The organism is Sphaerotilus sp. (assembly GCF_031429695.1).
In the GTDB taxonomy this organism is placed as follows: domain Bacteria; phylum Pseudomonadota; class Gammaproteobacteria; order Burkholderiales; family Burkholderiaceae_C; genus Sphaerotilus.
Genome location: NZ_JANPAB010000021.1, coordinates 1 through 12,990, shown reverse-complemented (window position 1 = coordinate 12,990; position 12,990 = coordinate 1). Strand labels below are relative to the sequence as shown.

General features: G+C 68.2%; 10 protein-coding genes. 6 read left to right on the top strand and 4 right to left on the bottom strand.

From position 1 onward, the window contains the following. From RMP06_RS04720 to RMP06_RS04710, 3 genes are all read left to right on the top strand, one after another. Nucleotides 1–1,014, top strand: a 1,014-nt coding sequence (locus RMP06_RS04720; protein WP_310460628.1) for a hydantoinase/carbamoylase family amidase, incomplete at its 5' end; no start/stop codon positions are given. Beyond that, nucleotides 1,011–2,279: a M20 family metallopeptidase gene (locus tag RMP06_RS04715; RefSeq protein WP_310460627.1), complete on the top strand. Its 1,269-nt coding sequence runs from the start codon at nucleotides 1,011–1,013 to the stop codon at nucleotides 2,277–2,279. The genes RMP06_RS04720 and RMP06_RS04715, both read left to right, overlap by 4 nt. Nucleotides 2,280–2,316: 37 nt before the next feature. Next, nucleotides 2,317–4,275: an aminotransferase class I/II-fold pyridoxal phosphate-dependent enzyme gene (locus RMP06_RS04710; protein WP_310460626.1), complete on the top strand. Its 1,959-nt coding sequence runs from the start codon at nucleotides 2,317–2,319 to the stop codon at nucleotides 4,273–4,275. 33 nt (nucleotides 4,276–4,308) lie between these two features. On the opposite strand, the gene RMP06_RS04705 is transcribed toward RMP06_RS04710, so the two are convergent. Continuing rightward, complete coding sequence (locus tag RMP06_RS04705; RefSeq protein ID WP_310460625.1) at nucleotides 4,309–5,574, bottom strand: glycosyltransferase family 2 protein; 1,266 nt, start codon at nucleotides 5,572–5,574, stop codon at nucleotides 4,309–4,311. Nucleotides 5,575–5,829: 255 nt separating this feature from the next. On the opposite strand from RMP06_RS04705, the gene RMP06_RS04700 reads away from it, so the two are divergent. Further along, nucleotides 5,830–6,666 carry an HDOD domain-containing protein gene (locus tag RMP06_RS04700; protein WP_310460629.1) on the top strand — a complete coding sequence of 279 codons (837 nt, stop codon included), beginning with the start codon at nucleotides 5,830–5,832 and terminating at the stop codon, nucleotides 6,664–6,666. 30 nt (nucleotides 6,667–6,696) lie between these two features. Here RMP06_RS04700 and RMP06_RS04695 read toward each other — a convergent pair whose 3' ends face one another. From RMP06_RS04695 to mltB, 3 genes are read right to left on the bottom strand one after another with little or no spacing between them, the layout of a single operon-like run. After that, nucleotides 6,697–7,827, bottom strand: a complete 1,131-nt coding sequence (locus RMP06_RS04695; protein ID WP_310460624.1) for a PA0069 family radical SAM protein — start codon at nucleotides 7,825–7,827, stop codon at nucleotides 6,697–6,699. 39 nt (nucleotides 7,828–7,866) lie between these two features. Continuing rightward, nucleotides 7,867–9,840 (bottom strand): ABC-F family ATP-binding cassette domain-containing protein, encoded by a 1,974-nt coding sequence (locus tag RMP06_RS04690; RefSeq protein ID WP_310460623.1) that lies wholly within the window; start codon nucleotides 9,838–9,840, stop codon nucleotides 7,867–7,869. Between the two features lie 21 nt (nucleotides 9,841–9,861). Beyond that, the gene (gene mltB / locus RMP06_RS04685) at nucleotides 9,862–10,980 is read right to left on the bottom strand and encodes a lytic murein transglycosylase B (protein WP_310460622.1); all 1,119 of its coding nucleotides are present in this window, start codon (nucleotides 10,978–10,980) and stop codon (nucleotides 9,862–9,864) included. A 178-nt stretch (nucleotides 10,981–11,158) separates the two neighbouring features. On the opposite strand from mltB, the gene RMP06_RS04680 reads away from it, so the two are divergent. Both RMP06_RS04680 and RMP06_RS04675 read left to right on the top strand, forming a co-directional pair. Then, nucleotides 11,159–11,356 carry a hypothetical protein gene (locus RMP06_RS04680; RefSeq protein ID WP_310460621.1) on the top strand — a complete coding sequence of 66 codons (198 nt, stop codon included), beginning with the start codon at nucleotides 11,159–11,161 and terminating at the stop codon, nucleotides 11,354–11,356. Nucleotides 11,357–11,427: 71 nt separating this feature from the next. Beyond that, on the top strand, nucleotides 11,428–12,990 hold a 1,563-nt coding region (locus RMP06_RS04675; protein ID WP_310460620.1), incomplete at its 3' end, for a tetratricopeptide repeat protein.

The window sequence follows — 12,990 nt, the reverse complement described above, 5'->3', positions numbered from 1 at the left end:
ACCGGCAGCCACTACGACACCGTGCGCAACGGCGGCAAGTACGACGGCCGCCTGGGCATCTTCGTGCCGATGGCCGTGGTGGCGGAGCTGCACCGCGCCGGGCGCCGTCTGCCGTTCGGCATCGAGGTCGTCGGCTTCGCGGAGGAGGAGGGCCAGCGGTACAAAGCGACCTTCCTCGGCTCGGGCGCGCTGGTCGGCCAGTTCGACCCGGCGTGGCTCGACCAGACGGACGCGGACGGCGTGACGATGCGCGCCGCGATGCAGCACGCTGGGCTGTGCATCGACGACATCCCCGCCCTGAAGCGCGACCCGGCGCGTTACCTCGGCTTCGTCGAGGTCCACATCGAACAAGGCCCGGTGCTGAATGAGTCCGACCTGCCGCTGGGCGTGGTCACGTCGATCAACGGCAGCGTGCGCTTCGTCGGCGAAGTCACCGGCATGGCCAGCCACGCCGGCACGACGCCGATGGACCGCCGCCGCGACGCTGCGCTGGCGGTGGCCGAGCTGGCGCTGTTCGTCGAGCGGCGGGCGGCGTCGGTGCCGCATGTGGTCGGCACGGTCGGCATCCTCGAAGTGCCGAACGGCTCGATCAACGTCGTGCCCGGCCGCTGCCGCTTCAGCCTCGATATCCGGGCGACGACCGATGCGGCGCGGGACGCTTGCCTGCACGACGTGCGCACCGAACTGGCCGCGATCTGCCAGCGGCGCGGCGTGTCGGTGACGCTCGACGAGACGATGCGCGCCTCGGCTGCGCCGAGCGATCCAGCGTGGCAGACGCGCTGGGAACGGGCCGTGGCCGCGACCGGCCTGCCCGTGCATCGCCTGCCCAGTGGCGCTGGCCACGACGCGATGAAGCTGCATGAGGTCATGCCGCAGGCCATGCTCTTCGTGCGCGGCCTGAACAGCGGCATCAGCCACAACCCGCTCGAATCCACCACCAACGACGACACCGAACTGGCCGTGCGCGCCTTCGCCGACCTGCTCGAACAACTGCACACGGAGCACTCCGCATGACCACCGCCCCCGACCGCGATCTCGACCGTTTCACGCAGCTCGACGCCTGGATCGACGCGCATTTCGACGACGAGGTGCGCTTCCTGCAGGCACTGGTGCAGGTGCCCACCGACACGCCGCCCGGCAACAATGCCCCGCACGCCGAACGCACCGCCGAACTGCTGGCCGGCTTCGGCTTCGACGCCGAGCAACACGCCGTGCCGCAGCAGGAAGTGCGCGACTACGGCCTGGAGTCGATCACCAACCTGATCGTGCGCCGCGCTTACGACGCAGGCGGCCCGGTCATCGCGTTGAACGCCCACGGCGACGTGGTCCCGCCCGGCGAAGGCTGGACCCACGACCCCTACGGCGGCGAGATCGTGGACGGCAAGCTCTATGGCCGCGCCTCGGCGGTGAGCAAGTGCGACTTCGCCACCTTCACCTTCGCCACCCGCGCCATCGAGGCCCTGCGGGCGCAAGGGCAAGTCGCGCTGAAGGGCGGGGTCGAGCTGCACTTCACCTACGACGAGGAATTCGGCGGCGAACTCGGCCCCGGCTGGTTGCTGAAACATGGCCTGACGAAACCGGATTACGAGATCGCCGCCGGCTTCAGCTACCAGATCGTCACGGCGCACAACGGCTGCCTGCAGATGGAGGTCACCGTCCACGGCGTGATGGCGCACGCGGCGATCCCCGAGAGCGGCGTCGATGCGCTGCAAGGCGCGGTGGCGATCCTGAATGCGCTCTACGCCGAGAACGCCCGCTACAAGGCGACGATCCGCTCGCAGGTGCCGGGCATCAGCTACCCGTACATCAATGTCGGCCTGATCCAGGGCGGCACCAACACCAACGTCATCCCCGGCAAGGTGGTGCTCAAGCTCGACCGCCGCATGATCCCGGAGGAGAACTCCGCCGAAGTCGAGGCCGATATCCGCCGCGTCATCCTTGAGGCCGCCGCGAGCCGGCCGGGCGTGTCGGTGGACATCCGCCGCATGCTGATGGCGCATGCGCTGCAACCGTTGCCGGGCAACCAGCCGCTGGTGGACGCGCTCTCGCGGCACGGCGAGGCGGTGTTCGGCGAGCCGATCCCCGTGTCCGGCACGCCGCTCTACACCGACGTGCGCCTGTACTGCGAGCGCGGCATTCCGGCGGTGATCTACGGCGCCGGGCCGCGCACGGTGCGCGAATCGAACGCCAAGCGGGCGGACGAGCATTTGGTGCTGGAGGATCTGCGGCGGGCGACCAAGGTGGTGGGGCGGACGCTGCTGGAGATGCTGGGCGCTTGACCGCTCGGCATTGCATGGCCTCGGGCATCATCCCGGCATGTCGTTCGTTCTGCCTCCTGCCAGCCACATCCTCGTTGTCAGCAATGACATCGCCCGACGCGACCAGATCGTCGCCGCCCTGAACGCCGCTGCCCGGCCCGACGACCCCGTGCAACTGAGCGCCTTCGCCAGCGACCCGGGCGAGCCGGCCCTCGACGCCGTGCGCCGCGATGGCGATCTGCACCTCGTCCTGATCGACCACCACGACACCGCCGACCGCAGCGCCGTCCACCTCGCGAAGGCCATCGCCAGCCTGCGCCCGGAGCTGTCGCTCTATCTGATGCTGGAGGACGATGACACCAAGCTGCTGGTGGAGGAGCTGGCCGGCGACGCGGTGGACGGCTACTTCTTCCGCAGCGAGACCGACCACGCCGGCTGGTTGCGCATCCTGGCCGCCGAGGTGGCACAGACCGCGGCGACGCCGTTCTACGACGCGTTGCGCCACTACGTCGCGCAGGCCAAGGACAGTTGGCACACCCCCGGCCATGCGGGCGGCGACTCCTACAAGTCCAGCCCCTGGGTCGGCGACTTCCACGCCTTCGTCGGCGAGCAGATGCTGCGGGCGGACCTGTCCGTGTCGGTGCCGATGCTCGACTCGCTGCTGCACCCGACCGGCGTGATCGCGCAGGCGCAGCGGCTGGCCGCGCAGGCCTTCGGGGCGCGCAAGACCTACTTCGCCACCAACGGCACGTCCACATCGAACAAGGTCATCTTCCAGACGCTGCTAACGCCGGGCGACAAGCTGCTGCTGGACCGCAACTGCCACAAGTCGGTCCACCACGGCGTGATCCTGTCGGGCGCCCGTCCGGTCTACCTGGACTCGTCGGTCAACGAGCGCCACGGGCTGTTCGGGCCGGTGCCGCGGGCGCGGGTGCTGCAGGCGATCACCGACCACCCGGACGCCAAGGTGCTGATCCTGACGAGCTGCACCTACGACGGCCTGCGCTACGACCTCGCGCCGATCATCGACGCCGCGCACGCAGCCGGGATCAAGGTCGTCGTCGATGAAGCCTGGTACGGCCACGCCCGCTTCCACCCCGCGCTGCGCCCGACTGCGCTGGAAGCCGGCGCTGACTACGTGACGCAGAGCACCCACAAGGTGCTGTCCGCGTTCTCGCAGGCCAGCATGATCCACGTGAATGATCCGGACTTCGACGAGCACCTGTTCCGCGAAAACTTCAACATGCACGCCTCGACCAGCCCGCAGTACGGCCTGATCGCCAGCCTGGACGTGGCGCGTCGGCAGGCGGTGATGGAGGGCTACAAGCTGCTCGACCGCTCGCTGAACTTCGCCGCCGAGCTGCGCGAGAAGATCAATGCGACGGGGGCGTTCCGGGTGCTGGAACTGAATGACCTGCTGTCCGACGAGGTGCGCGGCGACGGCATCCGGCTGGATCCGACCAAGCTCACGATCGACCTCTCGGCCTCCGGCTGGGGTGCGGACGAGCTGCGCGGCGAGCTGATCGAGCGCTTCAACATCCAGATCGAAAAGAACACCCACAGCACGCTGACGCTGCTGCTGACCATCGGCACGACGCGCAGCAAGGTCTCGCGGTTGTTCGACGCGATGCTGCGGCTCGCCAAGCAGGCACAGAAAGAGCGTCGCACGCCGCGCCCGACCACGCGGCTGCCGAAGATCCCGCATTTCACGCGCCTGGCCTGCTTGCCGCGCGATGCGTTCTACGAGGCGGGTGAGCGGCTGCCCCTGCTCGACGACGCCGGTCAGCCGAACCCGGCGCTGGTCGGGCGCGTCTGCTGCGACCAGATCGTGCCGTACCCGCCAGGCATCCCCGTGCTGGTGCCGGGACAGGTGATCGACGCGGCCATCCTCGGCTACCTCGTGCGGCTGCTGCAGACGCAGAAGTCCATCGAGCTGCACGGGCTGGCGACCCACGATGGCGAGTTGCACCTGCGGGTGCTGACCGTGGCGGAGCTGGTGGCGCTGCGGCCGCTGTAATGAGCGGCGACCACGCCTGGGTCTGCACAGGCCTCAGGTATTGCGTTGTTCGAACGGTGCCAGTGCGGAATCGGTCAGGGACAGCGGCGCATGGCCGGAATAGTCCGCCACGGCTCGGCCACGCTGCGGCACCTGCTTGAGCTTGGACAGCAAAACCGCCGGCTTGAGCCGTCCGGACAACAGCCGCGCGACCACGTCGAAGCCGCGGTTCCAGCGAACGTAGAGGCCCGCGACGCGCTCGTCGTTCGGCACCAGCAGTGCCAGCGCCAGCATGGGCCAGGCCTTCCAGAGCATCGGCCGCCACGCAGCCGCTTGCTGCAGGTGCTGGATGGCCACCTCCCGGTGACCGGCGGCCAGCGCGCGGTGGGCCACTTCCAGGCAGTAGTGCTGCCGCAGCAGCCCGATCTCGGGATCTGTGCCAGCCGACGGACCGAAGTTGTCATCGAAGCACGACAGCTTGTTGACCTCGAACCGGTAGGCTCCGGCGCCGGTTGCCAGGTGAGACTGCGCGAGCTTTTGATTGCCACTGGCCCGTTCGTACTTGATGGCCAGCGGCACGGCGATCAGGTTGGCGCGGAAGTGGTGCGCCAGGATCCCGAAGTAGCGCAGGTCTTCGGCGCTGCGGTGTGCGACCGAGAAGAAGCCTGCCGTCTCGATGGCGTGGCGCGTGCAGACCGTGGCCGGCAGCCAGTTGAGGTAGCCCCAGCGCATGTGCTGGAGCGTGTGGCCGCTGTAGACCACGGTGTCGGACAGCCCCATGCGCTGCAGGATGTCGCTGCCCCAGTCGCCAATCGGATCCTTGCGTTCGTAGATGCGCAGGTAGTCGTCGTCGACGCCAGGGGGCAGCTCCAGCGCGCGCGAACCGATCGAGCGTGCGAAGCCCAGATAGATGCCGCCGATGTCGTGCCGGCTGTGGTGGATGGGGGCGGACCCGTCACCCAGATCCTCGTGGGATTCGGTGGCGACCCAGTGCTCGTCCGGATGCGCACGCAGGAACGCCGTGGTGAGCGCCAGAAACTCCGGGCGCCATTCGTCGTCCGAATCCATGAACGCGATGTACCGGCCGCGCGAGGCCGACAGGCCCGTGTTCCGTGCCGCAGCCACGCCCTGGTTGGCTTGGCGGATGAATCGGATCCGCGGATCCAGACCTTCCAGCCGTTCGATGGTGCCATCGCTCGAACCGTCGTCGACCACCAGCAACTCCCAATCCTGGTGGGTCTGCAGGATGATGCTGGCGATGGCCCGACCGATTACATCAATGCGGTTGTAGGTTGGCAGGATGATCGTGACTTCTGACACTGTGATATTCCTCTGGACGGCGTGGAGATGAACCGTTCCGTTCTCCAGTCTTGTGAATTCATGATAGCGACTCTTCGGGCAGTTCTGATTCAGCTGCCGTCACACACACCCGAGCGGGTGTACGGCTTGATCAGATCCGGTGGTGTCTGCCGAGGTGGCTGAACAATCGTCAGGGTGAATCCCTACTCAAGTCGATTTCATACAGGTCGAAGACGCTCCCATCACACCCGTTGACCGAGGAGCCCGACCGTGCCCATGACCTGCCCGACCAGCATTGCCCCGTTTGTCCAGCGCGCGTGCACGCTCCCGGCCATGCCGGAAGTGGCGCACAAGCTGCTCAAGTCCTTCGACCGCGACGACCTGCCGTTGCCGGAAATCGCCGGCCTCATCGGCCGCGACCAGGCGCTGGCGGCCAAGGTGCTGCGGCTGGCGAACTCTTCACGCTACTCGCCGTCGCACACGGTCACCTCGCTCAACGATGCGTCGGCGTCACTGGGCATGCGCACGCTGCGTGACCTGACGCTGTCGGCGAGCATGGTCGGCGCCTTTCCCGCGATGCAGGGTTTTGACCGCCTGACCTTCTGGCGCGGCACCTTGGCCGTGGCGGCCTACGCCCAGCCCATTGCACGCGCGCTCGATCTGGACGAGGACATGGCCTACCTCGGCGGGCTGATGCTGCGCACGGGGCAGCTGCTGATGTGGATGGTGGATCCGGACCACGCGCAGCAGGCCGGTGCGCAGGCGAAGGAGCTGGACAGCCGCATCGGTTTCGAGACCGTGCTGTTCGGCGTGGCCCATCCCGAGATCACGGCCGAACTGGCGCGGCACTGGCACTTCCCGGACGTGCTGGTCGAAGCTTTCCGCGCGACGACCCAGCCGATGGAAACCCGGCCGTTCTCGCGACTGGCGGCGGTGCTGCGGCTGGCCAGCGTGGTGGCGGACTGCCGCGAAAGTGGTCGCTCCGTGACGGAGGGGCTGCTGTCGACGCAGGGTGATCTCGTGGTTCACCTCGGCATGGACCTCGACTGGCTGGAGCAGCACCTGCCCGCTCACGAGCTGGTGATCTCCGGTGTCGATGCGCTGATGCACTGAAGCTGAAGCGAAGTCCCGCCGTCAGAACTGTCAGAACAGTTCACCCTGGTTCGGCGGCGTGGCCGGCACCGGCGCCCGCGGTGGCTGGAAGTGGCTGAAATCCAGCGTCGGCACCTCGCGCACCAGGCCGTGCCGGTGTGCTGCGCCGAGCATGCGCTGGCGGATCAGGTCCGCCCAGATGCCTTCGCCCTTCATGCGGGTGCTGAAGTCGGCGTCATAGTCCTTGCCGCCGCGCAGGTCGCGGATGCGCTCCATCACGCGGTGGGCGCGGTCCGGGAAATGCTCGCCCAGCCACTGCTGGAACAGCGGATTGACCTCCCACGGCAGCCGCACCACGGTCCAGTGCAATGACTTTGCACCGGCACCCGCCGCCGCCTCGATGATCTGCTCGATCTCGGGCTCGTTGATGAACGGGATCACCGGCGCGACGTTCACCCCCACCCACACGCCCGCGTCCGACAGCGCCCGGATGGCCGCCAGCCGCCGGGCCGGGGCGCTGGCGCGTGGCTCCAGGATGCGTGCCAGGTCCTTGTCCAGCGTGGTGACGCTGATGAAGACGAGCACCTGCTGGCGCTGTGCCATCTCGGCGAGCAGGTCGAGGTCGCGCACGATGCCTCCCGACTTGGTGACGACCGAGAACGGATGCTGCGCCTCGTGCAGCACTTCGATGATCTGGCGCGTGAGCTTCAGGCTGCGCTCGACGGGCTGGTAGGCGTCGGTGGCGGAGCCGAGGTTGAGCGGGCGCGGCGTGTAGCGTGGCCGACGCAGTTCCTCGCGCAGGCGGTCGGCTGCATTGGTCTTGGCGAGGATGCGGGTCTCGAAGTCCAGCCCGGGCGACAAGTCCGCGTAGCTGTGGGTCGGGCGGGCGTAGCAGTAGATGCAGCCGTGCTCGCAGCCCCGGTAGGGGTTGATCGACAGCTCGAATGGCACGTCCGGCGAATCGTTGGCGCGCAGCAGGCTGCGGCAGGGCTCGTCGATCACCTCGGTGCGGGTGACGCGGGTGCTGTCGTCCTCGGCGATCTGGTCCAGGCTGCCCCAGCCGTCATCGACTGCGTTGCGCGCCCGGCGTTCATACCGCCCGGCGATGCGCCAGGCGGTGCCGCGGCCCTTGACACTGCCGAAGCCGGGCAGGAGCGGCGTGTCGGTGACAGGGGGTTTCATGCCCCTGAGTCTGCCACAAGCCTGTATTTACATACAGCCTCAGGCGATTCCCATGGCCTCGATCTGCTCGCCCAGTGCCATCCAGTGCAGTTCCAGCTCGGCGATGCGGTCGTCGAGTTCCTTGAGCTTGCGGCCTTGCTCGGCGCGGGCCGTTGGCGACAGACCGGTGTCGCCGAGTGCGGCGAGCACGCGGGCGTGGTCCTTCTGTGCGGCTTCCAGCGCCTGTTCGGCCTGCTGCTGTTCCTTCTTCAGCGGCTTGGTCTGCTCGGCGAGCTTCATGCGGGCGGCGGTCTGGGCCTTGCGGTCGTCCCGGCTGCCAGACGCAGGTGCGGGCGCCACCACCACGGGGGCCGCGATGACGGGAGCGGGTGCGGCGACCGGCTTGCCTTGCATCGCCCGGTCTTCCTCGCGGGCGCGCTTGGCAATCTCGCGGCTCTGCTCCATCAGCCACTTCTGGTAGTCGTCCAGATCGCCGTCGAAGGGCCGCACCTCGCCCCCCGTCACCAGCCAGAACTCGTCACAGACCTCGCGCAGCAGCGCCCGGTCGTGGCTGACCAGCATCACCGTGCCTTCGTATTCGTTGAGCGCCATGCTCAGCGCCTCGCGGGTGGTCAGGTCCAGGTGGTTGGTCGGCTCGTCCATCAGCAGCAGGTTGGGGCGCTGCCACACCAGCATCGCCAGCACGAGGCGCGCCTTTTCACCACCGGACAGCGAGCCGACTTCCTGGCCCACCATCGCCCCCGTGAAGCGGAAGCGGCCGAGGAAGTCACGCAATTCCTGCTCGCGCGCGGCCGGGCCGACATCGCGTGCCAGCCGGACCATGTGCTCCAGCGGGCCTTCCTCCAGCCGCAGCACGTCGAGTTCCTGCTGGGCGAAGTAACCTATCGACAGGCCCTTGCCCTCCTGGATGTGGCCGCCCATGCGCTGGATCGCCCCGGCTAGCGTCTTCACCACGGTGGACTTGCCCTGGCCGTTGGCCCCGAGGATGCCGATGCGCTGGCCCGGCAGCACGGACTTGTTGATGTTCGAGACGATCACGTTGTCGCCGTAGCCGACCGACACGTCGTCCAGCACGATCATCGGGTTCGGCAGGCTCTGCGGCTCGCGGAACTCGAACTCGAAATCGGCGCTCATCAGGATCGGCGCGAGCTTGGTCATCCGGTCGAGTGCCTTGACACGGCTCTGCGCCTGCTTGGCCTTGCTCGCCTTGGCCTTGAAGCGGTCGATGAAGCGTTGCAGGTGGGCGACCTTCTCCTGCTGCTTGGAGAAGGCGGCTTGCTGCTGCGACATGCGCTCGGCGCGCATCAGCTCGAAGCCGCTGTAGTTCTGGCCGTAGCGGGTGACCTGGGTTTCGTCGAGGTGCAGGGTGACCTTGGTGACGGCGTCGAGGAATTCGCGGTCGTGGCTGATGACCAGCATCGTGCCGTCGAAGCGCAGCAGCCAGGCTTCCAGCCAGACGAGGGCGTCCAGGTCCAAGTGGTTGGTCGGCTCGTCCAGCAGCAGCAGGTCGCCCGGGCACATCAGTGCCCGCGCCAGTTGCAGCCGCATCCGCCAGCCGCCCGAGAAGCTGTTGACGGGTGCGTCGAGCTGGCTGACCCGGAACCCCAGGCCGAGCAGCAGCGACTGCGCCCGCGCGGGGGCATCAAACGCGCCAACTTCGCCGAGCACGGCGTGGGCTTCGCCGATGGCGTGGCCGTCGTCGGCTTCTTCTGCAGCGATCAGCGCGGCGCGGGCGGCCATCAGCGGGCGGTCGCCTTCGAGCACGAATTCGGTGGCGCCGGTGTCGGTTTCGGGCATTTCCTGCGCGACCTCGGCGATCTCCCAGCGCGGTGGCATCTCGACCTCGCCCTGGTCGGACTGCAAGCGCCCGGTCAGCAGCGAGAACAGGGAGGACTTGCCCGCGCCGTTGCGGCCGACGAGCGAGGCTTTTTCACCGGGTTGCAGCGTGAAGGACGCGTTCTGGAGGACGATCTTGACGCCGCGGCGCAGCGTGATGGACTTGAACTGGAGCATGGGGGGCCGCGCGGGGGCGGATCAGCGGTTGTCGGCGACGGTCTTGAGCGCGGCCAGGGATTCGGAGAGGTCGATCACGGCCATGGCGTAGTAGGCGGACCAGTTGTAGCGCGTGATGACCCAGAAATTATCGGTGCCGGCGACGAAGCTGGGCGCCTCGACACCGTTGCGCAGTTCCACCAGCGCAAGCTTGCCGGTGTGCCGCTGGCCGGCGGGGCTGAGCAGTGCCCCGCGTTCGCCCAGTTCCGTGGCGGTGAAACTGGGGAGGATGTCGGGGGCAAGCAGCACCTCGCGGTCGGCCTCCGTGCCCGGAGGCAACACGTCGTAATGGGTCGGCATGCCTTTGACCCAACCGTGTCCGGCGAGGTAGTTGGCCACGCTGCCGATCACGTCCGGTGTGCTGCGCTGCAGGTCGATGCGTCCGTCGCCGTCGAAGTCGATGGCGAACTTCAGCCAGGTGCTGGGCATGAACTGCGGCATCCCGAGTGCGCCGGCATACGAACCCTTGAGGCTCAGCGGATTGATCTTGTCGCGCGAGGCGAGTGCGAACAGGGCTTCCAGCTCGTCGCGGAAGAACTCGCTGCGGTCACTGCGGCCACGGGGGAAGTCGAAGGCGAGTGTGGCCAGCGCGTCCACCGCCCGGAAACTGCCGGTCTGGCGCCCGTAGATGGTCTCGACGCCGATGATCGCCACGATCACCCGTGCCGGCACGCCCCAGCGTTCCTCCGCCAGCCGCAGCCAGCGTTCGTTGTCGCGCCAGAAGGCGACGCCCTCGCGCACGCGCAGCGTGTCGAGGAAGCGCGAGCGGTAGACCTTCCAGTTTTTCGCTGCTGAACTGGCCGCCGGCAGGATGAACTTGGCGACCTGCGGCTGGTAGCGGGCTTCGGACAGGGTGGTGGCGACCACCTCCTCGTCGAGTTCGGGATGGCGTTGCACGATGTCGCGGACGAAGGTGGCGACATCGGCACGCGCCTCGTAGCCCGGGCCCTGTGTGGACGCGCCGGACGGTGCGGGGGTACGGCCCATCGGCGCACCGCGGGCGGGCAGCGTGATCGCCAGCACCAGGCCGAACGAGGCGCCAACGAGCGCAATCCAGCCGCGGAGGCGCTGCTTGGAACGGTGGGGACGGTGTGCCGACATGCCCGTATTGTCGCCGCTCGGCATGCGGGCCGTTCCGGGTGGTACTTCGGGTATCTCCTGACCGGCTTCAGCGAGGTAAAACACTACAAATACTTACAAAGAGATACATTGGTGTCACAGGGTTGACACCTCTCCCTGTGAAGTCCTTCTCAAACCAATCCAACTCTAGGAGTCTGAAATGCGTGTACTCACCTTGGAAGAAATGCTGGTGGTCTCCGGTGGCGGCAAGGCCTCGTCGAGCTGCGGGTCTGGCTCCAGTGGCAAGGGCTCAGGCGGCAAGGGCAGCAAGGGCGGCAAGGGTTCTGGCGGCAAGGGGAGCAAGGGCGGCAAGGGATCCAGCGGCGGCTCGGGCGGCTGCTACACCCCGTGCCGCTGATGGCGGCTTGCTGACCGGACTGCGGCGCCATGCACCATCCGTCCTGTGTCCGGGCTTGAGGAGCGTCCACCATGTCGATGAACGTCGAAGAAGCGCTGGACCCACAGGCGGATGGTGCAGCAGTCGCGTGGGCCCGGGCACGTTTTGCCGTCCACGATGCCGAGTGCATCGGGCAAGCGCCCTGGGCCCGCACCCACCGGCTGACCGGCCCGTCCGGCGTGGCCTATCTCAAGATCGTGCCGCTGCACCAGAAGCGGCAACTGCAGCGCACGGCGCTGGTCGCACAGCGCTTGCCCGAACACGTGCCCCACGTGCTCGCCATTGACAGCGACCACGGCTGGATGCTCTCCCGGACCCATGGTGGCCGGGATCTGGGCTACGACGCATCGGGCGCTGATCTGGCGGCAGTGGCGGTGGCCTACGCCCGTCTGCAGGCCCGCGCGGCGGCCTGGAACGACGTGCAAGGCCGGTTCCGCGCCGTGCGTGCCGCGGAGCAGCCCGGCCTGTTGCTCGATTTCCTGGCGCGGCCGACGGATGCGTCGCAAGGGCATGCGCCCGCGTCGGTGGGGGCCGATTACTTTCTGGGGCGGGAAGATGCGCAGCGCTACCACCGGCTGCTGCAGCGCCGGCTGGCGCTGCTGACGCCCCACATCGCTTCGGCCTCGGATTTGCCCGACACCCTGGCGCACGGCGATCTGCGCCCGCCCAATGTGGCGCTGCTCGACGACGGGCAGTGCGTGCTGATGGACTGGGACGATGTGGCGATCGGGCCGGCCGGGCTGTGCCTGCATGGCCTGTTCGAGGGCTGTACCCTGCCGACGATCCTGCTGGCGCGTCTGGCGTCGTCTCAGGCTGTGCCCGAGTCCGACGCCGTGCGCCTTGTGACCGCCTACCTCGACACGCTGGCAGCGGCCGGCTATGCGCCGCGCGAGCGCCTGCTGCAGGGATTGCCGGGGGCGATGTGCGCTGGACAGATGCGCTTCATCGGCACCTTCGGCCGGTTTCCGGGCGAGTCTGGCCGCAGCGATTCGGCCGATACCTTGCGCAGCCGCCTGAGCGACCTGCTCGACCTGTGCGACTGGCTCGCCACCCGCCAGCCGGACACGACGCTGGAATATGCGCGTGACTATGCAGAGCAAGGCGAGGCACCCCGCGCGCAGCGGCTTTACCAGGATCTGGTGGCGAGGCAACCTGAGAGCGTCGATCTGCTGGGCCGTTACGGCGCGGCCTCGCGCGCGGCCGGGGCACTCGCCGTGGCCGAGGAAGCGTTTTCGGAGGCCATCAAGCGCCAGCCCGACCACGCCGAATGGCACCTGGGCCTGGCGCGCACACGGCTGGACGCGCTGGACCTGGGCGGCGGAGAACGCGCGGCGCGTGAGGCGCTGCGGCTGGCACCGCAGTCCGACGAGGCCCGCGCGACCCTGGCGCGTGCCCGCACACTGCAACGGGCGCGGGCCTCCGCTGGCCGCGCCGACGGGTTTCCGCGTCTCGACCTGAACGCGGACGAACAGGTCCGGCAGCGGCTGGACGCCGACACGCTGGCGCTGGCGGCCGAGCTGTTCCAGGCCCATGGCGTGCTGCAGATCGATCACCTGTTTCCCGCCGAGCGCATCCAGGCGCTGCAGCAGACCTTT